This is a genomic window from Streptantibioticus silvisoli (assembly GCF_027947535.2).
GTDB lineage: Bacteria > Actinomycetota > Actinomycetes > Streptomycetales > Streptomycetaceae > Streptantibioticus_C > Streptantibioticus_C silvisoli.
In genome coordinates this window covers 1-26,405 of record NZ_JAAGKO020000082.1, presented here as the reverse complement: position 1 = coordinate 26,405, position 26,405 = coordinate 1, and the positions used below count along the sequence as shown (strand labels likewise).

Here is a 26,405-nt window from a genome sequence, read left to right as displayed (position 1 = left end):
GGGTGGAGGGCGTGGCGGGGCGTTTCGGGGCGGGCGGGCGGAGTACAGGCGGTGTGGAGCGGAGCGGGCGGGCACAGGCAGTGCGGAGGTACGGGCGCGGGCGGAGTGCGGGCGGGGTGGAGGAGGTGCGGGCGCCGGACGGCTCAGGCCGACGGTCCGGTGCCGGGCCCGGCCGCCGGACGCAACGGGTGCAGCAGGCTGGCGAGCACGTCGCCGGTGGCTGGGAAGGCGCCGGGGTCCCGCAACCCGACCGACGCGGGGGTACGCCCGGGCCGCCAGGTGAAGCTGCCGAACGCGTGGTCCCAGATCGCGAAGTCCGCCCCGTAGTGCCCGGCCTCCGCCAGCACGGTGCTGTGGTGCAACCGGTGCTGTTCCGGTCCGGCGAGCACGTGGTTCAGCCGGCCGATCCGGACGTCGACGTTCGCGTGCACGAAATACCCCTGGGCCAGCGCGAACAGGGTCGCACAGAAAACAGACTCCTTCGAGAACCCGGTCACGGCGAGGGACAGTTGCACAACGGCCTGCCCCAAGGCGATGTCGAGCAGGTGATTGACGCCGTTGTTGCCGACGTTCACCTTGTTCAGCGCGTGGTGCACGCCGTGCAGTCGCCATAGCCACGGGTTGCGGTGGGACCACCGGTGGAAAAGGTATTTGGCCAGCGAGCCGGTCAGCAGGGCGAGCGGGATCTCCGCACCGGGCGGGAGCGCGGAGTGGGGCGGCGCGAGGCGGGCGACCACCGAGGAGACCAGGAGCTGCGCCAGTACTCCGCCGGCCATGGTCAGCAGGAAGTAGAGCCCGTAGCAGCGGACTTCACGACCGTCGGCGTGCCAGTCCGCCCGATACGGGATCAGCCGCTCCAGGGCCCACAGGTAGCCGATGGTGCCGAACTGGAAGAGCGCGATGACGTGTCCGGGGTCCGCGTGTTCGATGAGGGTCGCGGTGGCCGCCGAGACGACGGCCAGGAGAAGTACCGGATAAGCGATCCACCGAAGCACATTAGAAAATAAGAAAAATGAACGTCCGAATTTTTCCTTGCGCAATGCCGACCCTCCAGGTGAAACGCCACCGAATCGAAGAGAAGTCGAGACTAGAGGCGTTCGGGCGGAACGCGCGAATTCATCGTGCTGCTCTCGGAATAATGTGATGATCGGCGATGTGCAGCCGAATGGCTCCGTGACCGGAGGGACGCCCGACACACCGATGGTCGATCGCCGGACGACCTCCCTGGGATGTGGTCAGATATGGCCGTTCCCTCGGATTAATCATCCGATACCGACCTTGGAGGATCAATGCAACGAAGCGTCCTGTTCAAGCGGGGCCTGGCCGCGTTCGGCGCCGCACTGGCGTTCGCCGCCGCCACCCCCTCCCTCGCGAGCGCCGCGGCCGGGGCCATCGCCCCGCAGCCCGTCGTCCTCGACTTCAGGCAGGACATGCCCACGGCCCCCACGGCCAATTCCGACTTCGGTGAACACGGCGCCGTCCTCGACGCGATCGGCCAGCAGGTCGGCGGCGCGGTCATCAACTGCGACGACGTCGCCGGCAGGATCGCCGACTCCATCTACTGCACCGGCATCATCGACTTCTACCAGCGCGGCGAGATCGGCTTCCAGGTGGGCACCGCGGTGACCCCGGACGGCCGGTCCGCTCCCCGGATCGACGGCATCATCACCGGCGGCACCGAGGAGTTCGAGGGGCTCACCGGCGAACTCCGCCTGACCACCCTCGCCAACGGCGTCTACCGGGCCGAGTTCCTGTCGGCCGCGCACTGATCGTCCTGCGATCCGCCGAAGCCGCCGGCCACGTGGTCGGCGGCTTCGCTGTGCCACGGTCGACGGCTTCGCTGTGCCGCGAGACCCTTCGCCGGAATGCCGTGGAGGTCCGCCCCGGGATGTCCGGGCGGCGGGATTCACCCCGCAGGGGCAGGGTGCGTACTCCAGGCCGAGTTCGCCGTCGACGGCGTGGCCGGTGCGCGTACAGGCGTCGGCCCGCGTGTCACTCCTTCGCGTCGGGCACCAGCCTGCCGCTCGGCGGCGTCCTGCGTCGTGGCACACGCATGACGGCGGATTGACCTCGGCCGACATTGGCCTCGGCCGACTGGGGCCGGGGACCCGCAACACACCTTTCGGAACAGTACGCATGCGCGTGATTACAATGAGTTTCATGTCTGTTGTCATCGCGGGCGGCCACGGCAGGGTCGCCCTCCTGGTCTCCCATCTACTGACCGACCGGGGCCAGTTGGTCACCGGGATCATCCGACGGCCGGAGCAGGCCGCCGCCGTTCGCGCCGCCGGGGCACGACCACTGGTTATGGACCTGGCCACGGCCCCCGTCGAACAGCTCGCGGAACACCTCACCGACGCCCGGTCGGTGTTGTTCGCCGCGGGGGCAGGACTCGGCGACGCCCCGGGGAAGGCCAACCCCGTCGACCACGACGCCATTCTCGCCTTCGCCGACGCGGCCGAACTCGCGGGCGTCCAGCGCTTCGTCATGCTGTCCGCCATGGGCGCCGATCCCGCCTCCCGCTACCCCGCCGACCCACTCGTCGAGACCTTCCTGCGGGCCAGGGGCAGCGCCGACGAGAACCTGCTGGCCCGCGCCGCCCTGGACTGCACCGTGGTACGGCCCGCCTGGTTCCGCGACGGTCCGGGCAGCGGCCTGATCGAGCTCGCAGGACACACCGGTCCCGGAGAGATCGACCGTGCAGACGTCGCGGCCGTCCTGGCCGCCCTGATCACCGCTCCCGCGACAAGCCCTCGCATCCTCGAACTCATCTCCGGCCCCACACCCATCGCCGATGCTGTCGACCGCGTCGCCCAGCGGTCCGCCGCCGACCACGACCCGGTCATCGGCCACCCCCGACCGCGCACCAACCCACCGGAGCGGGGACGCACCGCGCCCGACCGTGAGACCGCGCCGATGGGCCCGACCGGTCAACCGCGCATTTGACCTCGGCGTCAGGTGTCGTGCCCAGGACGCCCGTTCGCATTCCGCCCGACACCGGTCGCGCCGGGATCGGCCCGACCGCCTGTGCGTTCTCCCGTAGTTGCCGGCAGGGCCTGGGATGATCTTGGTGTGGCCGGTGCGATCACGGCGTCGGAGCCGTCCTGGACGGTCCCGTTCACGGGTCCGAGCCCGCGGTTGTTCGGCCGGTCGGTGACCGCGTTGCGCCAGGAGGGCGCCGATCCGGTACGACGGGGGCGGCCGCGGGGTCTGTCGATGGAGGCCCGGGTGCTGCTGGTGGCCGCGTGGCGCACGCATCCGACGCTGCGGCAGCTCGCGCCGCTGTTCGGGGCGTCGAAGCCGGCGGCCGACCGCATCGTCGATCACCTCGGCTCGCGTCTCGCGCTCCAACCACGCAGGCGGTTCCGCCGCTGAGCAGTTGCCGGACCCACCGAATGGCTTGCGCTCCGGCTCCGGGGCGGAGGTCGACCTGTACTCGGCAGGAGTCGAGCGGACGCTGACGTTCCGCACGGACGGGGTGACCGCGTCGGTCGGCTGCGTTTCGCGTACCGCTTGGATGCCGGCCCCGGCCGTCGAGCACCTGCCGCACGCCGAACCGCTGGCGATGTGCGACCGGCCGGCCCATGATTTCGCCGCATGGCCGGCCACAGTCGGCTCGTGCCGTGGCGGGACTCGCGCCGTTCAACGCCTGACAGCTCGGGACGCCCGGTGCGTAGGAGTATCCGGGGGTAGCGTCCGTCACGCCGAGGTGGTCAAGCAACGCGCGCAGGTCCCAGTCCCCGGCGCCGGCCGCCACCTGCGTGGGGCAGGTCCTCCGGCAGGCGGAACGGAACCACTGCGGCCGGGGGCCTGAGCCGGTACCAGGGACCACTCTCCTCGACCACCATCCACTCCTCACCTCACCTCACCCCCGGCCGCCTTCTGCACGCAGCCCCTCGGACATGAACCCCCGCAGCAATGCCGCCCCCACCGCTCCCCCACCCGCAAGACGTCCTACGGAAGCGGCCGGGCTCCGCGCAGGAACTGGTCGATCGCGGTGTCCACGAGGTCGTCGAGGAGTTCCCGTTCGACGATGTTGCCGTTGATGATCGCGGCGATGCCCTGGAGGGTCGCGAGCAGGATGATCCCGATCCGGTCGAGGGCGCCCGGTTGGAGCGCGCCCTGCGCCTGGCCCTCGACGAGCAGCTCGTTCATCAGCTCGAACGGTGCTTCGGCTGCCTTGACGATGCGCGTGCCACCCGGCCGGTGCTTACCGGCGTACATCAGCTCGAGGAGCGCGGCGTTCTCGGTGGCGAAGTGGGCGTATGCGGTCATGGTCGCCCGCACGCGTGAGGGGAAATCCTTGTCCGCGCCCGTCAACGCGGTGCGCAGCACGGTGTCCAGCCGGGTGAACCCGTCTTCGGCGAGCGCGTCGAGCAGTGCCTGACGGTCCGGGAAGTGCCGGCGCGGCGCGGCGTGGCTGACGCCGATCTCCCGGGCCAGATCGCGCAGCGACAACTGATCCGCGCCCTGCTCCCGCATGCGGCGCTCGGCCGCGTCGAGCAGTGCGGCGCGCAGGCGTCCGTGGTGGTAGGGCCGCTCGTCGGTGGTATCTGGCACGGGATCCACCTTAGCGAACCGTGTTGTCGTTGACGACTTTGTTGTCACCGTCTACTTTGTGGCTCATGACAACATTCAGCGCTTCGGACACTCCTTCCATGACGGGCCGCACCGTCGTCATCACCGGCGCGAACAGCGGGATCGGCCGTGCCGCCGCCCGCACGCTCGCCGCCAGGGACGCCCGCGTCGTGCTGGCCGTACGCGACCCCGAGAAGGGCCGGGAGGCCGCCGCGCTGATGACCGGCCACGTCGAGGTCCGCCGGCTCGACCTCGCCGATCTCGCCTCGGTTCGCACGTTCGCGGAGGGCTTCACCGAGCCCGTCGACGTACTGATCAACAACGCGGGTGTCATGATTCCGCCGCTCTCCCGCACGGCCGACGGTTTCGAGCTGCAGTTCGGAACGAATCACCTGGGGCACTTCGCGCTGACGAACCTGCTTCTGCCGCAGATCAGGGAACGGGTCGTCACCGTCTCGTCCAACGGCCACAAGACCGGCTCGATCGACTTCGACGACCTCAACTGGCAGCACAAGCCGTACCGGGCGATGACCGCCTACGCCCAGTCCAAACTCGCCAACCTGCTGTTCACCGCGGAACTGCAACGGCGACTCGCCGAGGCCGGCTCACCCGTGATCGCGACCGCCGCACACCCCGGCATCGCGGCCACGAATCTGCTGAAGGATGGTGGCCGCGTACGCGCCCTCGCGCAGCGGGCGGCGACCCTTCTCGCCCAGAGCGACGACGACGGCGCGCTGCCGACGCTGTACGCGGCCGTGGCGGACATTCCGGGCAACAGCTACGCGGGCCCGAGCGGCTTCCTGGAGGGGCGCGGCGCACCGAAGCTGGTCGGCCGCTCGGCGAAGGCGCGGAACGCCGAGCTGGCACGCCGCCTGTGGGACGTCTCCGCAGAACTGACCGGAGTCACCTTCCCCCAGGGCTCTCTTCAGGCCCCATGAGACGCCCTCCCCCACCGCACGGGACCGATCCCGCTGTCAACCGGCGGCGGCTGCCGGATCGGGGCTGCGGTGTGGTGTGGTGCGGGCGAGTCGGCGGGAGCCGGCCACGGCCCGGATGATCGCGCCGTTGAACGTCGGGCGGCCGGCATTGACCGTACGGAGGCGGGGGCCGGTGAACGTCCGTGTCCGGCCGGAGAACGACTCGTCGGAGGCGATGGCGGCGTTGTCCTTCGCACCCGCCCTCTCCCACTCCCCCGCGATCCGGCCCAGGAGCCGCAACCGCCGATCGGCTACCGGGACTTCGCATCGGCTCCCATCTGTTCGGTCAGCCGCTCGAGTTCGGCCGCCGTCGCGGGTGAGGTGTCGTTGAGTCCGCTGTGTACGGCCGTCGGGCTCCGCAGGAAGCGCCGCAGCGGGGTCATGAGCAGCCCCTCCGGCAGCGTCCACAACGCGGCGAACCCGCGAGGGACCGGCGGCGTCGGCATGGCGGCCAGGTTCTGCCGCACGAGGCGGATCATGCCGTGTACCGCAGCCGGATCACCGGCCGGCGCCACCGGGCCGCCCGCCGCGTACGCCGCCTGCCCGAGCGGCACCGAGACCGCGGCATGCGTCCTGAGCCGGGCGTCCATCCGCGGCTCGGCTTCGGCGTTGATCCCGGTGGTACGGAACGTCCGCACGATGCGTTCCCGTCGCGGGGTGGTACGGCCGTCGGGTTCGCCGATCGGCATCGCGACCCGGCCGCTGGGCGCGGTGACAGGCCATGAGCGGCGAGCGACTCCAGCACCGCGTCCACCTGACGGGTGCGGACGAAGACGGCGGTCAGGTCGTAACCGCCGGCCGGCTGCTCGACCGCCGGCACCGGTACGCACCGGACGACCGGGCTGCTTTCCTCGGCGAGTTGCACCCCGTCCCGGCGCACGGCGGCCAGGCGCTCGCCCCGGGCGAGGAGCGAGACGTCGTGCCCGGCCACGTGCAGGTGGGGCGACGCGGCACGGCGCTGGGCGATCACGTTCCTGACGGCGGCGATGAGCGCGCCGCAGACCGGGCCTGACGACGCGGTACGGGCACGGCCCGGCCGGCGGGGTCGGCGGGCAGTCGGGCGGTGGGACGGCGGGCGGCGTCTGCTCGTCCCGGTGCGGAGCCGGGCGCACGCCGGCGGCTCGCTCGGCTGGGCGCGGCATCGCCCCAGCAGGTCTTCGCGGCCCGGCCGGGAAGTTGGTTGCGCGTACCGGTCCTGTCGTCGCGGCCCGGCCGGGAAATCGCTTCCGGGGCCCGCCCTGTCGAGGCCGGCGCCTGCTGTCACCGGGTGCGAGCAGGCCGGCGACCTGGCCGGTCGCCTTCGGCCGCGTCCGTGCAGGTAAGAGGGTGTATCCGCTGGCCCCTTCAAACGTGTCCCGCTGCCGACGCCTCGTCAGTCGCCCCTCACCGGGGCCGATGGGGGGGCGGGGCGGGTTTGCGGCCGGGGGGGCCTCCGCCCCCGGGGTCACCCCCGCCGGCCGGCCCCACCGGGGCCGGCCGGAGCGGGTTCACCACAGGCGTACGGCGCCCCAGAAGGTGATGTCGGTGTCCACGCCGGTCACGCCGACGTGGTAACCGGACTCGTAGGCGTTGATCTGCTTGCCGCCGCCGAGGTAGATCGCCACGTGTTCGTCGGCGTTGGTGCCGTAGAAGATGACGTCCCCCGGTTTCAGTGACGCCTCCGCGTTCGCCACGTCGGACGGGCCGCCGGAGCCGGCGCCGCTGATGACGGCCTGGGGGTGCAGGGCCTGGGCCTCGGTCCACTGGCCCCAGGTGTAGCCGTCCAGGGCGTCGATGCCGGTGGCCTGGTAGTAGGCGTAGCGCACCAGGCCGGAGCAGTCGAACCCGATGACGTTGCAGTCGTTGGGCGCGCCGTCCTGCGGGCTGCACGTGCCGTAGGTCGCGCCGGGGGTGGCCGCGTGGCCGCCGTCCCAGGCGTAGATGTAGTTCTCCTGGGCGCACGCGGACTTGATCATGGCGAGCGTCAGCTTCTGGATGCCGGTGAAGCTGTCGCCGCACGCGCTGCCGCTGGTGGTGCCGCCGCCGGAGGTCGGCGGCGGGGGCGGCGGGGTGGCGCCGGTGCCGCACTTGGGCAGGCTCGGCCAGTAGTTCTGCGAGCCGGTGAAGTAGACGGCCGGCACGTAGCCGGTGGCGCCGTGGTCGTCGCCGACAGTCTTCGCCCAGTCGGAGGAGGAGTAGCCGCCGACGGTGATGGCGGAGCCGGACAGCTGGCAGGTGAACCAGTTGGCGCTGCCGCCGGTGTGCAGGTGGTCCACGACGCCGGAGGTACCGGACGTCGAGGAGTAGACGGGCACGCCGCCGGACGGCAGCCACACCGGGCAGTAGTAGACGGAGGCGCCGGACCCGGAGGTGCCGGCGGTGCAGGTGCCGTCGGCGGGCGGCGGGTTGCTGCCGCCGCCGCACGCGGGGACGCCGGCCCAGTAGTTCTGCGCGCCGGCGAAGTAGACGGCCGGCACGTAGCCGGTGGCGCCGTGGTCGTCGCCGACCGTCTTCGCCCAGTTCGACGACGTGTAGCCGCTCACCGTCACCGAGGAGCCGTTGACCTGGCAGAGGAACCAGTTGGCGCTGCCGCCGGTGTGCAGGTGGTCCACGACCGTGGAGCCGGCGGAGGTGGAGGCATAGACCGGGACGCCGCCGGAGGGCACCCAGACCGGGCAGTAGGTGACGGAGTCGCCGGACAGGTCGGTGCCGGCGGTACAGGCCGAGCCCGGCGGGCTGGCGGAGCCGCCGCAGGCGGGCAGGCCGGCCCAGGTGTTCTCGGTGCCGCTGAAGTAGACGGCGGGCACGTAGCCGGTGGCGCCGTGGTCGTCGCCGACGGTCCTGGCCCAGTCGGAGGAGGTGTATCCGGAGGCGCTGGCGGTGCCGCCGGAGACCTGGCAGTAGAACCAGTTGGCGGTGCCGCCGGTGTGCAGGTGGTCGACGACGGCCGCACCGGTGGCGGTCGAGGCGTAGACCGGGACACCGCCGGAGGGCAGCCACACGCCGCAGTAGTAGACGTGCTGGCCGGAGGCGTTGGTGCCGGCGGTGCAGCCGTCGGCGGCCGAGGCGGCGCCGGTCGGCAGCAGGACGGCGAAGAGAACGGAAAGGCAGATCATCAGCGCGTGCGCGATACGCCGCATGCCGAGGTCCCCCCAATCACGATGGCCCGGCGCCGGCGCGAGCCGGTGCGGGGCGGTGCGGACCGAACCGGACTGGCGGCTCGGCGAGTGGGCGGCGAGGTGACGCGGCCCCGTACCGCGAGAGGATGCCACCGGGCCGTGGCCGCTGTAGGTGTTTTGGGCCGACCGTACGGTCGGCGAGCCGCCGGACCGCGAGGGGTGGAACACCCACCGGGTCAGATGATGGCGGTCGGGCCGAGCGGGCCGACCGGTCGGCCCGGTGCTCCCGTTGCAGCCCTTGCACGGCATGGCTGTCACCAGGCCGGGCGGCCGTCGCCCGTCGACCGCCCGGCCTGCCTGCCTGCCTGCCGCAGGGCACCTCCCTGGTCAGCGGCCTCCTGACGGCCGGACGGACCATACCCCGGAACGGGCAGCGCCCCTCCACCGGTTCGGCGGACAGGCGGCAGGCAGCATCGTGTCGCCGCCCAAGGGACGCCACGGCGATGACAGCAGCCCCTGACGCGGGCCGTCGACCCGTGCCGGACGGGGCTGCCCGCTCGTCACCGAGGACGCGCCGAGGTCGGCCGGTGAGCGTCCCTCCCCCTGTGACGGGGCGTTCACCGGCCGCGCTCAGTGGTGGTGGCTGACGGGTTTGGCGGAGAAGCCGTCGTGCCAGGCCGCCTTGGCACCCGAGTCGCCGATCCGGTAGACCTGCACGACCGAGCCGGCGGCGAAGACGACCGACAGGGCGATGGCGGCGATGCGCACCGGGAGCGCGAAGGTCGTGACCGTGTTCCTGCCCTGCTCCGGCTCCGCCGCGGCGGCGGCTATGCGGCTCCTGCGGCCCAGCCACCAGACCGCGACGGTCACGACGAACAGGCCCAGGACCCACGGCAGGAGGCCGTCGCCGAGCTCGGCGTGCTTGCGCACCAAGGGGTCGTCGCCCTCGTGGTGCTCCAGCCATTCGCCGGCGTGGGTGGTGAGCGGCACGCTGACGAGGGTGACCAGGGCCAGCACGGGCAGGACGAGGCCGAGCCGGGCGAGCCACGACGTCCAGATGACGCAGGCCACCAGGGCGAGGGCGGTCAGCGGTACCAGCACGACCACGACGTGGACGAGCAGGATGTGGGCCGGGAGGCCGTTGATGAGCGTGGGTCCCATGGGGGCGAACTCTTTCAGTGGGTGATCGGGGGGAGACAGGTCCGGCCGGGCGATGCGGCCGCGCGGAAATCACGTTCGCCGACGCCAGGTCACATGGCTTGTGCATGGGCGGATCCGCTGAAGTGTTGGACCGGTCCGCAGGAGGTGCCCGCGACCTGGTGCGTGACGTGAGCGCAACGGTCACCCGGCGGCCCCGGTCGCGTGCTGGTCCGGTGCGCGCGGAACGCGGAGTGTGACGGTGAGTCCGCCCTCCGGGCGGGCGGCGACCTGTGCGTGCCCGTCGTGGGCGAGGGCGACGGCCCGGACGATGGACAGTCCCAGGCCGACTCCGTCCGGAACGGTGGCGCTCGTGCTGCGGCGGGTGTGCACGCCGCGTTCGAAGGGCTCGAAGAGTTCTTCCACGTGGTCGGGATCGAGGACCGGGCCGGCGTTGGAGACGCTCACCTGTGCCCATTCCCGGTGCGCATCGCAGTCGTCGGCCATCGGGACAGTGCCGGTGGTCACGCGGAGCAGTCCGCCGTCGTGGTTGTACTTGACGGCGTTCTCCAGCAGGTTGGTGACGGCGATGTCCAGCAGGGCGAGGTTGCCGCGCAGGGGCGCGGGGGCCAGGTCGGTCTCCAGGTGCAGGCCGCGGGCTGCGCTGCGGGCGGCGATGTGGTCGAGTGCCTCCGCGGTGACGTCGGCGAGGTCGTCGTCCTCGACGTCGGTGACCCGCTGTTCGGAGCAGGCCAGGACGAGGAGGGCGTCGATCAGCCGCTGTGCGCGCTGGGTGGAGTCGGTGACGTCCTGGGCCATGGTGCGCCATTGGGCGGTGGTGGGGCGGGGTTTGGCGGTGGTGACCTCGACGGCGGTGCGGGTCACGGTGAGCGGGGTGCGCAGTTCGTGGCTGGCATTGGCCACGAAGCGGCGCTGGGCGGCGAAGGTGGCGTCCAGGCGTTCGAGCATCTCGTCGAAGGTGTCGCCGAGTTGCTTGAGTTCGTCCTGGGGGCCGGGGAGGTTGAGGCGTTCGTGGAGGGTGGTGCCGGTGGCCCGGCGGGCGGCCGCGGTGATGGCGGCCAGCGGGCGCAGCAGGCGGCCGGCGACCCACCAGCCCAGCAGTGCGGAGACGGCGACGACGACGAGGAGCAGGAGCAGGGAGTCGCGCAGCAGGTGGGAGACGGCGGCGTCGCGGATCTGGTCGCGCAGGCCGATGAAGTGGTCGTGGTCGGGGTCGAGTCGGCTCGGGATCGCGTCGGCGGGCAGCGGCCGGTAGACGGCACGGTAGAAGGCCGTGGTGAGGCCGACCAGCAGTGCGGCGCCGCCGACGGTGAACAGCGCGGTGTAGGTCAGGGTGAGTCGGGCGCGGATCGTCAGCGGGGGGATACGCACCCACCCGGGCAGCGGCCGGCGCCGCCGTGCCGCGCTCACGGGGCGATCCGGTAGCCGGCGCCGATGACGGTCTCGACCAGTTCGGGCGGCCCGAGCTTGCGGCGCAGTCGGTTGACGGTGACGCGGACGGTGTTGGTGAAGGGGTCGGCGTGCTCGTCCCACGCGCGTTCCAGGAGTTGTTCCTGGCTCAGGACGGCGCCGTCGGCCGCGAGGAGGATCTGGAGCACGGCGAACTCCTTGGCGGTCAGCGTGACGGGGCGCCCGGCGCGGTGGACGGTGCGCCGCAGGGTGTCGAGGGTGAGGTCGCCTCGGGCCAGCACCGCGGAATGGGCGCGACCGCGGCGGCCCAGGGCCTTGACGCGCAGGATCAGTTCGGCGAAGGAGAAGGGCTTGCCGAGGTAGTCGTCGGCGCCCAGGGTCAGGCCGTCGACCCGGTCGCCGGTGCCGGACAGAGCGGTGAGCATCAAGACCATGGGGGCGTCGTCGCGGTCCGCCAGCCGGCGGCAGACCTCGTCGCCGTGCGTCCCGGGCAGGTCCCGGTCCAGCACCACGACGTCGTAGAAGCCGTTCACATCGATCTTGTACAAGGCGTCGTCCCCGTCATGACTGACATCGACCGCCATCCCCTGGTCCCGCAGTCCCTCGGCAAGCCGGGCTGCCAGGCGTTCCTCGTCCTCGACGACCAAAATGCGCATGCCTCACCCTTTCCTGCCGGTGGTCACGAGGGCCGCAGGCTCGTGCAGCAACTCCCTCATGCCGTCCGTCGTCCACACCTGACCGTCCGGATCGACCGCCATGGCCTGGTAGCCGTGGTCGGCGGCGAGCCGCTGGAGCCAGCCGCGGGTGCCGGCGGGGCCGCGCGGGCCCCCGGCCATGGCGAGGGCGGCGGTGGCCCAGCCGTCGGCGAGTGCCAGGTCCGGACCGGTGACGGTGACCTGGTCCCAGGCCGCCGCTCGGCGTCCGGAGATGGGGTCGAAGATGTGGGCCCCGCGCTCGGACACCCCCGAGGTGGCGACGGCGCCTTCCGCTACGTGCAGGACGGCCAGGACCGCGCCCGGCCGGTGCGGATCGGCCAGCGCGACACGCCACGGATCGCCCGGTACGCCGCCGTGCACCCGGACGTCACCGCCGGCGTTGAGGACGTACCGGTCGAGTCCGTGCCGTACGAGCAGGGTGCCGGCCCGTTCGGCGGCCCAGCCCTTGACCGCGCCGCACGGGTCGAACCCCGGCGGGTTCCCCACGGCCCAGGCGTCGAACGCCCCGCCGGAATCGTGCTTCAGCCGCCGGCACAGGCCGAGCACCTCGTGGAGTTCGGCGCCGTGCGGGTGGTCGTCGAAGTCGTCGGACGTCAGGACGCCGTCGGCGATGAGGCTGACCGCGCTGTCGGGCCGGAACGGGGAGAAGACGGCGTCGACGTGCCGCAGGTGGGCGAAGGCCGCGTCAGCGGCGGCACGGAAGACTTCGGCGTCGGTGCCGCGGGGAACGGCCAGGGAGAAGACCGTGCCCATGATGTGCTCGACGGCGCTGCGCATCACGTCACCGCCCGGCCGTGTCGAGGGCCGCCTGCAGGGAGCGCGCGTAGCCGTCGGAGGTGTAGGTCGCGCCGGACACGACGTCGATCCGCCCGCTCTGCGCCTTCAGGGCCTCGGACTTCAGGATCGGCAGGGCGTAGGAGTCGATCTGCGAGCTGCGGCCGCCGTAGGTCTGCTGAAGCACGGTGACGTCGGTGAGCTTTCCCTTGGCCAGGACGGCCCGCACCTGCACCGTGCCGTAGGGGGTGGCCTGGGCCGCGCCGGTGTAACGGCCGGTGGCCGCGCTGCCCGGGGCACGGGTGCCGCCGGTGGGTGCCGCGCTCGATCCGGTTGCCGAGGGGCCGGCCAGGGCCGACCGCGGTGCACCGGCGGACTGGGCCTTCAGCCCGATCAGTGCGGCGATCCCGACGGTCGTCGACAGCAGCGCCAACAAGGTCTTCTGCATGGGCGTGCTTCCTAGAACTCGAATGCCTCGGTGTGGACGCGGTGCCGGGGTACCCCGGCTCGCCGCAGGTGACGGCCCGCCGCGGTGGTCATGCCGCCGGGTCCGCAGAGGTAGACGTCGCGTGCGGCGATGTCCGGGACCAGTCGGCGGATGTTCTCGCTCGACAAGGGGTCGCCCTCAGGCCCGTTGCGGGGGCCGATCAGCGGGTAGAGGCCGAACCCGCGGTGGCGGGCGATCTGTTCCAGCTCCTGGTAGAGCACCAGATCGCGTCCGTGGGTTCCGCGGTACAGGAGGATGACGTCGGTGTCACGGCCGGGCAGCGTCTCGTACAACGCCCTGATCGGGGTGATGCCGGCTCCCCCGGCGATGAGCAGTACCCGCCGGGCGCGGCTGCGGCGCTGCTCGGTGAAGGCGCCGTAGGGCCCTTCGAACCATACGCGCGTGCCCGGCCGCAACCGGCCCAGCGATGCGCTGGAGTCGCCGAGGTCCCTTGACCGTGATCCGCCACCCGTCGGAGCCGGGGGCGGCGGACAGGGAGTAGGGATGGGACTGCCACCAGTGCCCGCGGGTCAGGAACCGCCAGCGCAGGAACTGCCCCGCGCGGGCGTCCAGGCGGCCCAGGTCCCGGCCCGCGAGATGGATCGACACGACACCCGGCCCCTCCTCGACCACCGCCACCACCCGCAGCCGGTGCCTTAGGGAACGGCGCAGCGGCACGACCAGGCGGAATACCACTACGGCCAGGCCCACCGCGATGTGCGCCCCGGACCACAGCAGGCGGTTGCGCGGCGAGGCGGAGAAGTCGGCGCCGACCGCGAACTCGTGCGCGAAGGCCAGACCGATCGCCGCGTAGACCAGCAGGTGCACGTGGTACCACGTCTCGTACGACACGCTGCGGCGGACCGCACGGGCCGAGACGGCCCCGACCAGCACCAGCAGCACCAGGGAGACGGCGGACAACAGCACGTCCGGGTAGTCGAGCACGACGGTCACCGTCTCCGACAGCGGGTCGGCCCCGGACTGCCATGCGTAGCCCAGGATGATCAACGCGGCGTGGGCGACAGCCAGGGCGACCGTGTACTCCCCCAGTGCCCGGTGGTAGCGCGCCACGACGTCGGAACCGACCCGGTTCTCCAGCCACGGCACCCGTGCCATCAGCGCCACGAGAACGAGCAGCAGATAGGCGGCGAGGAGGCCGGAGACGCGGCCTGCCGCCGTCAGGTAATCGCCGACGCCGCGCAGCGAACCGGAGATCGTGTTCTGCCACCAGATCGCCAGCACCGCCGGCACGCCCGCCAGGATCACCAGCGGCAGGAGCCTCGACCACGCAGCGCCCGCGGCCGGCAGTCCGGCGGGCGGCGAGGACGGCCCCGCATGACGGCGGGACCGCGCCGCGGTATGCGCATGAAGCGTCGGCACGAGGCGACTCCCGTGGATGGTGATCCGGATGCAACCGGATCACTGTCTCCGCCCGGGCATAACACCGCGGTAACACCCTTGACAGCGCTCGGACGATGGCTTCGGCCGGCGATGATCTGCGCGCTGTCATGACCTCGCGGGCCACCCCGGTCGACCGCCCGCCCCCGCGCCCGGGGTCTCCATCGCGTCGGTCGGCGTGCGGCGTGCGGCGTGCGATCGGAACCGGAGGAGACCCCTGCTGACGTGCTGTCTGAACGACTTCTGAAGAATCGTCCCTGCATACTGCTGCGATCGGTACGAGGCGTGCTCGGACCGCGGGATCGCGACGCTCCTTCGCGGTCGTTCAGGCGGTGGTGACGCGACGTCCGTTACCCGTCCCCGACATCGGGTACGGAGCGATCGCCCTCTTTGGCCGTCCGCCCCGAAGGAGTCCGCCCATGGGCCCGGTGCTTGTCAACGGTCTTCCCGCACACGCCCTGCTGGTGCACGCGGTGGTGATCCTGGTGCCACTCGCGGCACTGGCCCTGGTGGTGTGCGCCCTGCTGCCCTCCTGGACCCGCAGACTGGGCATCGTGCTGCCGGGGCTCGCACTCGTCGCACTCGTGAGCGTGCCGCTGACCACCCATGCCGGAGAATGGCTCAAGCGACACGTCCCCGCCGACCCCCTGGTGAACCGGCACGCCGACCTCGGGGACACCCTGCTCCCCTGGGTGATCGCGCTGTTCGTCGTGGGGGTCGCCGTGTGGTGGTTCGGCCGCCGGATGCCGTTCGCCTCCGAAACCGCACGACCCGTGGGCTGGACATCGGGAACCGCGATGCTGAGCGTTCCGGTACGGATCGCCGCGATCGTGCTGTCACTGGTCGTAGGTGTGGGATCAGTCGTTCAGGTCTACCGCATCGGCGATTCGGGAGCGAAGGCCGTCTGGCACGACAGCTTCTCCGCCAAGCCTGTCAACCACAGCTGACCGTGGGGTCCCGGAGTGCCGGCCGCATCCGGCCCCTCGCGCCGGTCGCTTGCGGCGGCGGCGCGTTGTACTAGGGTCCTCACCCATGGCACAGGGCACGGCATCGCAGGCCGCGCAGGACGCGTTCCGGGTCCTGGTGGTGGAGGACGACCCCGGGATCGGCGAACCGCTGATGCGAGGGCTGCGACGCGCCGGCTACGAGGCGTCCGGGGTGACGACCGGGCGCGCGGCGCTCGCGGTCACGCCCGCGCCCGACGTCGTACTGCTCGACCTGGGCCTGCCGGACATGGACGGCGTCGAGGTGTGCCGCCTGCTGCGCCGCCGGTCCGTTCCGGCGATCATCGTGGTCACGGCACGCGGCGAGGAGGGCGACCGGGTGGCCGCTCTCGACGAGGGCGCGGACGACTACGTGGTCAAACCGTTCGGGCTGGCCGAACTCCTCGCCCGGATCCGGGCGGTCCTGCGCCGCGCCCGACCGCAGGAGAGCCGGGCTCTGGTGCACGGCCCCCTCACCGTCAACACCCGGGCCCGCCGGGTGACCGTCGGGGGGCGGGAGATCGCGCTGACGCCGAAGGAGTTCGACATCCTGCGGTGCCTCGCCGCGGACGCCGGACGCGTCGTGTCCCGGCAGGAGATCCTGGAGACCGCCTGGGACGCCCACTGGTACGGCCCGACCAAGGTCCTGGACGTCCACATCGCCGCGCTGCGCCGCAAACTCGGTGTGCCCGGTCTGGTCGAGACCGTTTACGGCCGCGGATTCCGCCTCGCCGGATCGGACTGACGCTCCATGACCCAGCGGATCGCGCTGGCGGTCGTGGCGCTGATCGCCGCCGTCCTGGTGCTGGCGGTCGTCCCGCTCGGACTGTCGATGACCGCCCGCGAGCAGACCTCGTTCCGGGACGACGCCTCGTCCTCGGCCCGGTCAATCGCCTCGACCGCCGAGGAAGCCCTCTCCGACCACCGGTCCGCAGTCCCCGCCCGCGACCAGGTCCGCGAAGCCGCTGACCGGGGTGACTGCGCCGTCGTCCGGGACCGGTCGGGGCGAACGGTGCTGGCCGCCGGGTGCTCGCCGCAGGAGACGGCGAACGGCGCGCGGTTGGTCCCCCAGGTCCTGCGGTCCGGGGAGGAGCGCAGCACGCAGGCGGACGACCGTCTGACGACCGCCGTCCCCGTGGGCGACCGGTCGGACGTCTCCGGGGTCACCGTGCTGATCCGGTCGACCGACCCCCTGCACGACCGCATCCTGGCGATGTGGGGCTGGCTGGCGGCCACCGGGGGCGGTGCGCTGGCGGCGGCGGTGCTGCTGGCGGTCGGTCTCGCGCGCTGGGTCGGCCGCCCCCTGCGAGCGGTGGACAACGCGGCCCAGCGACTGGGTGAGGGCGTGCTGGAGGAACGTTCCCCCGAGGTCGGCGGGCCGCCCGAGGTCCGGCGTCTGGCAGCCACGTTCAACACGATGGCCGCGCGTACCGAGGCCCTCGTGCACGGCCACCGCGCCGTCGTCGCCGACGTCTCCCACCAGCTGCGCACCCCGCTGACGGCGCTGCGGCTCCGGCTGGACCTGCTGACGGCGGACGCCGACGAGGAGACCGCGGCGGAGCTGGCGGGGGCCCAGGACGAGGTCGCCCGGCTGTCGCGGCTGGTCGACGGCATGCTCGCCGTGGCCCGGGCGGAACACTCCGTCCCCCGCCCGGTACCGGTGCGCGTCGACACCGTGGTCGCCGAACGCGTCGCGGCCTGGGAGCCGGTCGCCGAGGAACGCCGCGTGCGGCTGTCCGGCCGCTGCCGGCCTCCGCTGACGGCCTCGATCGGCGCCGGCGACCTGGAACAGGTGCTGGACAACCTCGTGGCCAACGCCCTCGACGCCGTACCCGAGGGCGGCCGGGTCGTGATCACCGGCACCAGGCGCCACGATTCGGTGCTGCTGAACGTGGTGGACGACGGCCCCGGGATGCCGGCGGACGCCCGCGCGACCGCGTTCCGTCGCTTCGGCAATCCCCACGCCACCGGTACGGGGCTCGGGCTGGCCATCGTGCACCGCCTGGTGACCGCCAACGGCGGCACCGCAACCCTGGAGGACACCCCGGGCGGCGGCCTCACCGTCACTTTGCACCTGCCCGCGACCCGGCGCGGAGAGTCCGGCTGACGCGTGAAGCAGGCTGCTCAGCGGTGAGAGCACGATCGGCCCAGCCGGTTCCCCGTCATCTTTACCGGTTCTGAAGCTTTTCTGAACTGTTCGCCCACGACCTCCTGCGCAGGCTGGTGATAGAGGGGCGATCCGCCTCCCGGCCGCGGCGCGATCCGCGCGCCGTGCGGTGCGAACGGTGAAGGAGGAGCGATGACCCGGCTCACGAGCGACGACGAACCCCGCACACGGACCAAGGCCGCAGCGCGGCGCGATGCCGGCCTGAGGCGGGTCCGGCGTCTCACCCGCTGGGTGGCCGCCACCGCAGCCGCCGGCGCGGTGGCCCTCGGCGGGGCCTACGCGCATGCCGAGTCGGCGACGGCGTCACAGCCGCCGCCACGCGGCGAAACGCCCTCTGTCCCCTCCCCCGCCCACCGGACTCCCGGCGCACCTGAGCCCACCCCATCGCCCTCACACACGTCACCGACCCGCCACAGCAACACGACAGGTCACCCGACGCACCGGCTCCCCCCTGCCCCGGCGCCCTCGGCCGGGAAAGGCGCGTCGCACACCACGTCTGGCGCATCGTGATCACGCGGAACGCACCCGCCCGAACGTCCTTCGCGGCGCTGGGCACCACGGCGACGCTGCTGGTGACCGACACGGCGGCCCTGGAGGCGGCACGCAGGCTCCTCGCCGCCGAGCTGGCCCGCGTCGACGAGGCGTGCAGCCGCTTCCGGCCCGACTCCGAACTGTCACGTGTCAACGCTGCCGAAGGCGCGACCACGAGCGTCGGCGTGGTGTTCGGGGAGGTCTTGGACGTGGCGTTGTCCGTCGCGGCCTCCACCGGTGGGGCCGTGGACCCGACCGTGGGCGCCTCACTCACGGCGCTGGGCTACGACCGTTCGTTCCCGGCGGTGTCGCGCGAAGATCCGCGTCCGGTGGCGCCGCCACCGTCCCGTGCCGACTGGCGGGCCGTGTCGTGGGACCCCGCCACCCGTGCGGTACGCGTTCCCGCCGGCGTCGCACTCGACTTCGGGGCCACCGCGAAGGCGTTCGCCGCCGACCGGGCGGCCGCGGCCGCGGCAGAGGCCACGGGGTGCGGAGTCCTGATCAATCTCGGCGGCGACATCGCCGTCGCCGGCCGGCCCCCGGCGCGCGGCTGGCGGGTGATGCTGGCCGACGACCACCGGGCGGCCGACGGCACCGGGCCGGTGATCACGATCCATGGGGGCGGCCTGGCGACCTCGGGAACCACTGTCCGCACGTGGCGCCGCGCGGGCCGTCGCATGCACCACATCGTCGACCCGGCCACCGGCGACACCGCCACGCCCGTATGGCGGACCGTCAGCGTGGTGGCGGCCACGTGCGTGGAGGCGAACGCCGCCACGACAGCGGCGGTCGTACTCGGCGAACGCGCCCTCCGCTTCCTCGGCGACAGCGGCCTCGCGGCCCGCCTGGCGGGCACCGACGGCCGCATCACCCGGCTGTCCGGCTGGCCGCCCGACACCCCTCAGGAGGCGGCGTCATGACGTCGATGACGGTGCTGGCCGCCGGTCCCAGTCCGCTGTGGTATGCCACCCGGGCCGGCGGCACGGTGGCGCTGCTGCTGCTGACCGCGACCGTGGCACTCGGGATCGCGTCGGGAACCCGGTACGCCCCATCCCGTCGGACACGCTTCGAGGTCGGCGCGCTGCACCGCAACCTGTCGGTGCTGACGCTGGTCTTCCTCGCGCTGCACGTCGTCACCGCGATCGCGGACACCTTCGTGCACATCGGCTGGACGGCCACCGTGATCCCCTTCCTGTCGCCCTACCGGCCCCTGTGGGTGGGACTGGGCACGGTCGCGCTCGACCTGCTGCTCGCCGTCGCGCTGACCAGCGCGCTGCGACTGCGCATCGGTCACCGATGGTGGAAGGCGGTGCACTGGGCGGCGTACGCGGCGTGGCCGGTCGCCCTCCTGCACGCCCTCGGCACCGGTTCCGACAGCCGGTCACCGCTGCAACTCGCCCTCTCCGCGTTCTGCCTGGCCGTGACCGTCGCCGCCGTCCTGTACCGGCTGCGTCGGGCCGTGTCGGCACGCCGACCGGCCCGGATCGCGGCGGGAGCCGCGGCATTCGCCCTGTCCGTCCTGCTGACGGTGTTCGTCGCCGTCGGCCCCCTCCGTCCGGGCTGGTCACAGCGCGCCCAGCCACCCCCGGAGGCACCCGTCGCCACCGCCCACGGTCACACCGTTCCTTCGGAAGGCAGCGCACCCGAATGACCGTTCATCCCCTGTCCGGACCCGCCCCCGGGTACGACGACCCGTACGAGGCGGCCGGGATCCGCCTCCTGACCGGCCGCCGGACGGGACTCGACGAGCACCTCGCCCGCCACGGTGTCCTACCGCTGCCGTGGAGTGGACGCGGCGGCGGGGACGAGCGGCTGATCAGCGCTGTCGAACTCTCGGGGCTGACCGGACGCGGCGGCGCGGCGTTCCCGACCGGGCGCAAGATGCGGGCCGTGGCCGACGGAAAGGGTTTCCCGGTCGTGGTGGCCAACGGGATGGAGAGCGAACCGGCGAGCCGCAAGGACGCGACGCTGCTGGACGACGCGCCGCACCTGGTGCTCGACGGGGCCGCGGTGGCCGCTGCCGCCGTCGGCGCGAACACCGTCCACCTGTGCCTGGCGAGGCCCCGGCTCCTTCAGGCCGAGCGGATGCGTCGCTGCGTCGACGAACGCCTCAGGCGCGGCCTGGACCGGATCAACGTGCGGATACAGCAGTTGCCGCACCACTACGTCTCCAGCGAGGAGAGTGCGCTGGTGCGCTGGCTCAACGGCGGAGACGCGCGGCCGGCGGCGACTCCGCCCCGTCCGTTCGAAAAGGGCGTGCGGGGACAGCCGACCCTGGTCGCCAACGTCGAGACGCTCGCACACCTGGCGCTGATCGCCCGGTACGGGCCGGGCTGGTTCCGGCGTGTCGGGCACCCCGACGCCCCGGGCACTGCACTGCTCACCGTCACCGGCGCGGTCCGGCGGCCCGGGGTCCACGAGGTGCCGATGGGTCGCTCCCTGGGATCGGTGCTGGAAACGGCGGGCGGCGCGACCGCGCCGCTCTCGGCTCTCCTGGTCGGCGGGTTCTTCGGCAGCTGGTTGCCGGCCGGTCCCGCGCTGTCGGTTCCGTTCACCAGGGCCGATCTCGCGCAACTCGGCGCCGGACCGGGCGCCGGGGTGGTCGTCGCGCTGCCGAAGGACGCCTGCGGCCTGGCGGAGACGGCGCGGATCCTCAACCATCTGGCCGCCAACAGCGCCCAGCAGTGCGGACCGTGCCGCTTCGGCCTGCCCGCTGTGGCCCGGGACTTCACGGCCCTCGCGGAGGGCCGCCCCGAAAAGGACCTGTGGGCCCGGCTCCGCTCCAGGATCGAGCTGCTGCCCGGTCGTGGCGCCTGCCGGCATCCCGACGGTGCGAGCCGCCTGGCCGCTACCGCCCTGTCCGTCTTCGCCGCCGACGCGCACATCCACATGACCGGCCACCCCTGCGACGCCTTCCACGGATCCGCCGTCCTGAACATCCCCCAGGCGCACGTGCCGGGGCCCGACGAATGGCGGTGACCGGATGACCATCTCGTCCCTCCTGCGCATCGACCGTATCGCCTGCGACGGCCACGGCCTGTGCGCGGACCTGCTGCCCGAACTCATCACGCTGGACGAGTGGGGCTACCCCGTCATCCCGCTCTCCGTGGTCCCGCACGAACTGGAGCGCCACGCCCGCCGAGCTGTCGCCGCCTGTCCCGTGCTGGCGCTGCGGCTCGACAGCACGGCCCACGGTGTGCGGCGCGGTGGCTGAGCGGGGTCAACTCCCGACCGTACCGTCCGCGAGTTCGCGCAGGATGTCGAGGGGGCCGTCGTGGCGGGCGGTCTCCTGGATGAGGTGGTGGGGGATCCATCGGAGGGTGGACGTCCCCTCCTCGCGCTCCCGTCGCGCGGGCGTGGTTGGTTCGGGTTCCGCGACGAGCCGGCGTTTCTTCCCGGCCGGGGCCGCATCACCGCGCCCGTCAATGCGGCATCATCGAGGGCCGGGGCACCCCGACTTTGGACATCTCCGTTGCCCGTCGTACGACTGCCGGATGCGGTCGGCGGCTGTGAGATCAGTCGGCGCTTGATGTCGCCGTTGATGGCGATGGTGTTCCTGGTCGTCCTAGTATGGGCCTCGTGACCATGGATTTGTTCGCCGGTATTCCTGTACGCGACTACCCCGCGGCGGTGGCCTGGTACGAGCGACTTCTCGGCGGCCCCCCGTCGTTCCTGCCCAACGACATCGAAGCGGTGTGGGAACTCGCCGAGCACCGGTACGTGTACATCGTGGTACGCCCCGAACATGCCGGACACGCCACACACACCGTCTTCGTCAGCGACTTCGACACCCGCGTGGCCCAGATCGTCGAACGGGGACTGGAGCCCGCCGAGCGCGAGACCTACGGCAACGGCGTCCGCAAGGCCACCTTTCGCGACCCGGACGGCAATGAGTTCGGATTCGGGGGCAATCCGGCCTGACCGACAGGGACTCCGGCCCGCGAAGCATCCTCGGGCACCCACGACACCTGCGTCGTCGTTGATCGTCTGCAGTGTCCCTCGGGCGAGTGACGTGGCGTCATGGAGCCGCACGGAGTGAGGGGCGCGGAGAAGCATCGAAGGCAGTCGGTACCTGCTCCCGGAAGAGCGGTCCTCCGATGCCTCCCGTCGGACCCGACCGTACCCGTGCCCCCTACTGCCGTCCTGGAACTGCATCGGCGTACCCGGCAGAGCCACCACCGCCTGAACCCCGGATCTGTCAGAACGCCGAAAGCCGGGGGACATCTGAACTGGTTCTTAACCACCGAATGCCTTGTAGGCACCGGAATTCGCCGATTGACTGTACACGAACAAACAAGCGCCGATTCGCGAACCCCCAGCCGGTCCATTCGGCCGCGTTCTGCGCCGCCCAAGCATGTCGCGCCTTTCCCCCACGCAGAAACGAGGAGTTTGGCATGCGCTCATTCCACAGCAAAGGCTCCCGGTACCGATCCCTTCGCTTCAGCCTCGCGCTGGTGGCTGCCGCCACCACCGCGGTGATGGGAGCAGCGGCCACGAGCCCGGCGTTCGCAACGCCCCACACCGGCGCCGCAGCCGCCCCCACGTCTTCGAGCGGCACGGTGCACTACGTCCGGACCCACGGCCGGACCGTCAAGGTCGAGACCCACGGCCGATTCGGCGTAGTGCCCACCTTGTCGGCCGCCGAGCGGTCGCACGCCATCACACCGGCCGCGTCCGGCCCCCTGAATTACGGAGGCGGTCCAGTCCAGCACGCGGTGTCCGTCTACCTGGTCTTCTGGGGCAGCCAGTGGAACAGCGACGCCAACGGCGTGCAGTCCTACATGCAGAACCTCTTCGGCGGCCTGGGCACGTCGCAGGACTCCTGGTCGACGGTGACGTCCCAGTACACCGACAGCTCCGGTCAGCATCCGTCGTTCGGCGGCCCCGTGCTGCACGGCAGCTGGGTGGACAGCTCCTCGCCGGCACCGGCTTCGGCATCCGCCGCCCAGATAGCCGCGGAGGCGACCGTGGGTGCCCAGCACTTCGGCGTGTCCGGTGACGACGTCCAGATCGACGTCCTCAGCCCGAGCGGAACGTCGCCCGACGGCTTCCCGAACTCCGGCTTCTGCGCCTGGCACGACGACAACGGCACCGTCCCCTACACGAACATGCCGTACGTGCTCGACGCGGGATCCAGCTGCGGCGCCAACTCGGTGCAGAACCAGCTCGACGGCTTCAGCATCGTCAACGGACACGAGTACGCAGAAACGGCCACCGACCCCCAGCCCTCCAGCGGATGGGTCGCCTCCGACGGTGAGGAGAACGGAGACCTCTGCGCCTGGCAGGGGCTCGGCGCCGTCAACCTGCCGACGGGGTCCTTCGCCATGCAGCCGACCTGGAGCAACGCGGTCAACGGCTGCGCCATGTCCGGCTGACCCACAGCCGACTGCCGGCACCGTGGCGGCACCCCGAGAGCGGCGCCGCCACGGTCCCGCAGCCACCAGAACAACTCGTACTGCCCCAACCCCTCGTCCACCGCCCCCTGTGGAGTAGCCATGCTTCCCCGCTCCCGCGCTGTCCGGTCCCTCGCTGTCGCCGCGGTGACCGCTTCCGTACTGGCCGCAGTCGCCCACCCCCACGACACCACCCGCGAGGTCGTCCGGGCCACGAGTACGCCGTCGCACGTCGTGGTGGTGATGGAGGAGAACCACTCCTACTCCGACATCATCGGCAACAGCAGCGCCCCGTACCTCAACTCCCTCGCCGCCCAGGGCGCCTCGATGACCGCATCTTTCGGCGTCACCCACCCGAGTGAACCGAACTATATGGCGCTCTTCGGCGGGGACACCTTCGGACTGACCGCCGACACCTGCCCGGTGAGCGAGGGAGCCACCGCCAACCTCGGGTCCGAACTCCTCGCCGCGGGAGACACCTTCAAGGGTTATTCGGAGGGCCTGCCCAGCACGGGTTCCACCGTCTGCACCTCCGGCAGTTACGCCCGGAAGCACTCGCCCTGGATCAACTTCAGCAATGTCCCCAAGGCGGACTCGGTCCCCTTCTCCTCGTTCCCCACCGATTACTCCACGCTGCCGACGGTGTCGTTCGTCATCCCTGACCTCGACGACGACATGCACGACGGCACCGTCGCGCAGGGCGACACCTGGCTGAACGACAACCTCTCGTCCTACGCCACCTGGGCGAAGTCCCACAACAGCCTGTTGATCGTCACCTGGGACGAGGACGACTACAGCGAGAGCAAACCAGATCCCCACGCTGATCGCCGGTGCGAACATCAACCCCGGCCAATACAGCGAGACCATTGACCACTACAACGTGCTCGCCACCTTGGAGCAGTTGTACGGACTCTCGCCGGTCGGCAACAGCGCGGACGCCTCGCCGATCACCGACATCTGGAACTGAGCCCTGCGGAAACGTCCCGCGGGCAGTCGTCCTTCCCCTTGGTCGGAAGGGAAGTCGTATTGCCGTCACTACCGGCCACGCTCCCGTCCCGGCCCGTCGCCAAGCACGATCAGATGCCGGGAGAGCCCGTCGGGCCGAGGACAGGTTGTACGTGTTCCGCGAGGGGGCGGGAAGCCGGAATGGATCACCACCCCGACAGCGCCATGGACCGGTTCCCGTTTCACGATTCCCGGTCCAGGTAGCCGGGCGAATGTCGACGCGGGAGCCGCTACCCGGAAACCGGACAAGGTGCCCGCGCCGACCTGGATGGCTACCTCCATCCCCATGGAGGGTGAATTCACCAGGGCCGTCGGCGCCATACATCACGAACTGCGCGACTTCGTACCGAACCACCCGGCCGACGTTCAAACCGCGCCAGTGGCGGACGATATGCCGAGGGCCCCGGGAACCGGAAACGACTCCCCGGGCCCTCGGCGTTCGCGGCGAGGTTCCCTACGCCCACTCCGTACCGGCGTCCACCCGACCGGTCGCCGCCACCGCCGGACGCGCCGCCCCCGCACCGCCGCACCCCCGCACCACCGCACCACCGGCGGAACCACGCAGGGCAGCCACCGAGAATCCGCGCCCCGGCGACGCCCAGCCGCCCGGCGACCCGACACCGACGCACACCGGTCAGCATCCCCGCGCAGGTCCGTACGGCATCCCCGCGCAGGCCCGCCTCCCCGCGGGCCGTTGACCAACGACCCCGCAGCCGAGCGGCGTTCACCCCCGGGGCCACCCCGGGTCCGTCACGGGTCCGTCACGGGGTCCGCATATTGCCGAACGCGTCCGACCCCTTGTCGTGAACCCGGCTGCCTCCTACGCTCATCGCACAGTACTTGGGAGCGCTCCCATCCCCCTGTTCGTCAACGACGAAGGGACATCCCCCCATGCTTCTCCCCACTCGCACCTCTCGTCCGGCACCGCGCACCGCCCCCCACCGGCTGCGCGCGCTGCTCACGGCCGGCGCCCTGATCGGCGCGGGCCTCACCGTGACCGCCGCGCCCGCACAGGCCGCGACCTCGGTCTGCGACCAGTTCGGCAGCACGACCGCCGGCAACTACGTGGTGCAGAACAACGCCTACAACACCAGCGGCCAGTGCATCTCGGTCGATTCCGACGGGTTCCAGCTCACCCAGGCGCCGGGGTCGGTCACCACCGACGGCGCGCCGAAGTCGTATCCGTCGATGTTCATCGGCTGCCACTACGGCAACTGCTCCCCCGGCACCAACCTGCCCCGGCAGATGAGCGCCATCAACAGCGTTCCGACCAGCATCTCCTACACCTACGTGGACGATGCCACTTACGACGCCAGCTACGACATCTGGCTCGATCCCACGGCGAAGACCGACGGTGTGAACCAGACCGAGATCATGATCTGGCTCAACCGCGTCGGAGCGGTCCAGCCGGTCGGCTCGCAGACCGGAACGGTGAGCGTCGACGGCACCGACTGGGCCGTGTGGCAGGGCAACAACGGCACCAACAACGTCATCTCGTTCGTGGCGCCGTCCGCGATGAGCAGCGCCTCACTGGACGTCAAGGACTTCGTCGGCCAGGCGATCAACGCCGGCCTCGCCACCGACGCGTGGTACCTGACCAGCGTGCAGGCCGGCTTCGAGCCGTGGGAGAACGGCGCCGGCCTGGCGGTCGACTCCTTCTCGGCGTCGGTGAACTGACACCGCGCGGCGCGCATCCGGCCGGTCCGTCCGCGTCCTCGTGCGGCCGGGGC

At 71.8% G+C, this 26,405-nt stretch carries 27 protein-coding genes and 3 pseudogenes; 16 read left to right on the top strand and 14 right to left on the bottom strand.

Annotated features, from left to right (window positions below; genetic code table 11):
- Positions 1 to 143: 143 nt before the first annotated feature.
- Positions 144 to 995 (bottom strand): sterol desaturase family protein, encoded by an 852-nt coding sequence (locus tag POF43_RS32125; RefSeq protein ID WP_308217786.1) that lies wholly within the window; start codon positions 993 to 995, stop codon positions 144 to 146.
- Positions 996 to 1,289: 294 nt separating this feature from the next.
- On the opposite strand from POF43_RS32125, the gene POF43_RS32120 reads away from it, so the two are divergent.
- The 3 genes and pseudogenes from POF43_RS32120 to POF43_RS32110 form a co-directional block, all read left to right on the top strand.
- Positions 1,290 to 1,769, top strand: a complete 480-nt coding sequence (locus POF43_RS32120; RefSeq protein WP_271324165.1) for a hypothetical protein — start codon at positions 1,290 to 1,292, stop codon at positions 1,767 to 1,769.
- Between the two features lie 391 nt (positions 1,770 to 2,160).
- Positions 2,161 to 2,946: an NAD(P)H-binding protein gene (locus POF43_RS32115; RefSeq protein ID WP_308217785.1), complete on the top strand. Its 786-nt coding sequence runs from the start codon at positions 2,161 to 2,163 to the stop codon at positions 2,944 to 2,946.
- Positions 2,947 to 3,072: 126 nt separating this feature from the next.
- Positions 3,073 to 3,372: pseudogene (locus tag POF43_RS32110) on the top strand (helix-turn-helix domain-containing protein); the annotation flags it as partial.
- A 582-nt stretch (positions 3,373 to 3,954) separates the two neighbouring features.
- Here POF43_RS32110 and POF43_RS32105 read toward each other — a convergent pair.
- Positions 3,955 to 4,560 carry a TetR/AcrR family transcriptional regulator gene (locus POF43_RS32105; RefSeq protein WP_271314275.1) on the bottom strand — a complete coding sequence of 202 codons (606 nt, stop codon included), beginning with the start codon at positions 4,558 to 4,560 and terminating at the stop codon, positions 3,955 to 3,957.
- Positions 4,561 to 4,658: 98 nt separating this feature from the next.
- Here POF43_RS32105 and POF43_RS32100 point away from each other — a divergent pair, with 98 nt between their 5' ends.
- Positions 4,659 to 5,516, top strand: a complete 858-nt coding sequence (locus tag POF43_RS32100; RefSeq protein WP_439145353.1) for an oxidoreductase — start codon at positions 4,659 to 4,661, stop codon at positions 5,514 to 5,516.
- Between the two features lie 36 nt (positions 5,517 to 5,552).
- Here the strand turns inward: POF43_RS32100 and POF43_RS32095 are convergent, their stop codons facing one another.
- From POF43_RS32095 to POF43_RS32045, 11 genes and pseudogenes are all read right to left on the bottom strand, one after another.
- On the bottom strand, positions 5,553 to 5,795 hold the full coding sequence (locus POF43_RS32095; protein ID WP_271322631.1) for a hypothetical protein: 243 nt from the start codon (positions 5,793 to 5,795) through the stop codon (positions 5,553 to 5,555).
- Positions 5,796 to 5,806: 11 nt separating this feature from the next.
- Positions 5,807 to 6,193 (bottom strand): hypothetical protein, encoded by a 387-nt coding sequence (locus POF43_RS35055; RefSeq protein WP_271322645.1) that lies wholly within the window; start codon positions 6,191 to 6,193, stop codon positions 5,807 to 5,809.
- Positions 6,194 to 6,339: 146 nt separating this feature from the next.
- Positions 6,340 to 6,435: pseudogene (locus POF43_RS35050) on the bottom strand (ketopantoate reductase family protein); the annotation flags it as partial.
- A gap of 607 nt (positions 6,436 to 7,042) precedes the next feature.
- Entirely contained in the window at positions 7,043 to 8,674 is a 1,632-nt protein-coding gene (locus POF43_RS32080) for a C40 family peptidase (RefSeq protein ID WP_271322632.1), read from the bottom strand.
- 609 nt (positions 8,675 to 9,283) lie between these two features.
- Entirely contained in the window at positions 9,284 to 9,814 is a 531-nt protein-coding gene (locus tag POF43_RS32075; protein ID WP_271322633.1) for a DUF2231 domain-containing protein, read from the bottom strand.
- 180 nt (positions 9,815 to 9,994) lie between these two features.
- Positions 9,995 to 11,221 (bottom strand): sensor histidine kinase, encoded by a 1,227-nt coding sequence (locus tag POF43_RS32070; protein ID WP_282704901.1) that lies wholly within the window; start codon positions 11,219 to 11,221, stop codon positions 9,995 to 9,997.
- Positions 11,218 to 11,877, bottom strand: coding sequence for a response regulator transcription factor (locus POF43_RS32065; RefSeq protein ID WP_271322635.1), 660 nt, complete (start codon positions 11,875 to 11,877; stop codon positions 11,218 to 11,220). Before POF43_RS32065 ends, POF43_RS32070 begins: the two co-directional genes overlap by 4 nt.
- A 3-nt stretch (positions 11,878 to 11,880) precedes the next feature.
- On the bottom strand, positions 11,881 to 12,714 hold the full coding sequence (locus tag POF43_RS32060) for an FAD:protein FMN transferase (protein ID WP_271322636.1): 834 nt from the start codon (positions 12,712 to 12,714) through the stop codon (positions 11,881 to 11,883).
- 4 nt (positions 12,715 to 12,718) lie between these two features.
- A complete protein-coding gene (locus tag POF43_RS32055) occupies positions 12,719 to 13,159 on the bottom strand; it encodes an FMN-binding protein (RefSeq protein WP_271322637.1) in 441 nt (146 codons plus the stop codon).
- Between the two features lie 11 nt (positions 13,160 to 13,170).
- Complete coding sequence (locus POF43_RS32050; RefSeq protein ID WP_271322638.1) at positions 13,171 to 13,491, bottom strand: ferric reductase-like transmembrane domain-containing protein; 321 nt, start codon at positions 13,489 to 13,491, stop codon at positions 13,171 to 13,173.
- The gene (locus POF43_RS32045) at positions 13,466 to 14,464 is read right to left on the bottom strand and encodes a ferric reductase-like transmembrane domain-containing protein (protein WP_271322639.1); all 999 of its coding nucleotides are present in this window, start codon (positions 14,462 to 14,464) and stop codon (positions 13,466 to 13,468) included. Before POF43_RS32045 ends, POF43_RS32050 begins: the two co-directional genes overlap by 26 nt.
- A gap of 551 nt (positions 14,465 to 15,015) precedes the next feature.
- Here POF43_RS32045 and POF43_RS32040 point away from each other — a divergent pair.
- From POF43_RS32040 to POF43_RS32010, 7 genes are all read left to right on the top strand, one after another.
- Positions 15,016 to 15,543: a DUF2231 domain-containing protein gene (locus tag POF43_RS32040; RefSeq protein WP_271314284.1), complete on the top strand. Its 528-nt coding sequence runs from the start codon at positions 15,016 to 15,018 to the stop codon at positions 15,541 to 15,543.
- Between the two features lie 85 nt (positions 15,544 to 15,628).
- Entirely contained in the window at positions 15,629 to 16,324 is a 696-nt protein-coding gene (locus POF43_RS32035) for a response regulator transcription factor (RefSeq protein ID WP_271322640.1), read from the top strand.
- A 6-nt stretch (positions 16,325 to 16,330) separates the two neighbouring features.
- Complete coding sequence (locus POF43_RS32030; protein ID WP_271322641.1) at positions 16,331 to 17,686, top strand: sensor histidine kinase; 1,356 nt, start codon at positions 16,331 to 16,333, stop codon at positions 17,684 to 17,686.
- A gap of 566 nt (positions 17,687 to 18,252) precedes the next feature.
- The gene (locus POF43_RS32025; protein WP_271322642.1) at positions 18,253 to 19,197 is read left to right on the top strand and encodes an FAD:protein FMN transferase; all 945 of its coding nucleotides are present in this window, start codon (positions 18,253 to 18,255) and stop codon (positions 19,195 to 19,197) included.
- On the top strand, positions 19,194 to 19,928 hold the full coding sequence (locus tag POF43_RS32020) for a ferric reductase-like transmembrane domain-containing protein (RefSeq protein WP_271316519.1): 735 nt from the start codon (positions 19,194 to 19,196) through the stop codon (positions 19,926 to 19,928). The genes POF43_RS32025 and POF43_RS32020 overlap by 4 nt, the downstream gene beginning before the upstream one ends.
- A complete protein-coding gene (locus POF43_RS32015) occupies positions 19,925 to 21,256 on the top strand; it encodes an NADH-ubiquinone oxidoreductase-F iron-sulfur binding region domain-containing protein (protein ID WP_271322643.1) in 1,332 nt (443 codons plus the stop codon). The genes POF43_RS32020 and POF43_RS32015 overlap by 4 nt, the downstream gene beginning before the upstream one ends.
- Before the next feature lie 4 nt (positions 21,257 to 21,260).
- A complete protein-coding gene (locus POF43_RS32010; RefSeq protein WP_271316517.1) occupies positions 21,261 to 21,491 on the top strand; it encodes a ferredoxin in 231 nt (76 codons plus the stop codon).
- A gap of 6 nt (positions 21,492 to 21,497) precedes the next feature.
- Here POF43_RS32010 and POF43_RS32005 read toward each other — a convergent pair whose 3' ends face one another.
- Positions 21,498 to 21,704 (bottom strand): mycothiol transferase, encoded by a 207-nt coding sequence (locus POF43_RS32005; protein WP_271322644.1) that lies wholly within the window; start codon positions 21,702 to 21,704, stop codon positions 21,498 to 21,500.
- Between the two features lie 158 nt (positions 21,705 to 21,862).
- Here POF43_RS32005 and POF43_RS32000 point away from each other — a divergent pair, with 158 nt between their 5' ends.
- From POF43_RS32000 to POF43_RS31985, 5 genes and pseudogenes are all read left to right on the top strand, one after another.
- Entirely contained in the window at positions 21,863 to 22,198 is a 336-nt protein-coding gene (locus tag POF43_RS32000) for a VOC family protein (protein ID WP_271316521.1), read from the top strand.
- 473 nt (positions 22,199 to 22,671) lie between these two features.
- The gene (locus tag POF43_RS31995) at positions 22,672 to 23,652 is read left to right on the top strand and encodes a hypothetical protein (RefSeq protein WP_271316515.1); all 981 of its coding nucleotides are present in this window, start codon (positions 22,672 to 22,674) and stop codon (positions 23,650 to 23,652) included.
- 120 nt (positions 23,653 to 23,772) lie between these two features.
- On the top strand, positions 23,773 to 24,540 hold the full coding sequence (locus tag POF43_RS31990) for an alkaline phosphatase family protein (protein ID WP_504993327.1): 768 nt from the start codon (positions 23,773 to 23,775) through the stop codon (positions 24,538 to 24,540).
- Positions 24,482 to 24,637, top strand: a complete 156-nt coding sequence (locus POF43_RS35255) for a hypothetical protein (RefSeq protein WP_372516177.1) — start codon at positions 24,482 to 24,484, stop codon at positions 24,635 to 24,637. Before POF43_RS31990 ends, POF43_RS35255 begins: the two co-directional genes overlap by 59 nt.
- A gap of 929 nt (positions 24,638 to 25,566) precedes the next feature.
- Positions 25,567 to 26,349: pseudogene (locus POF43_RS31985) on the top strand (GH12 family glycosyl hydrolase domain-containing protein); the annotation flags it as partial.
- Between the last annotated feature and the right edge of the window lie 56 nt (positions 26,350 to 26,405).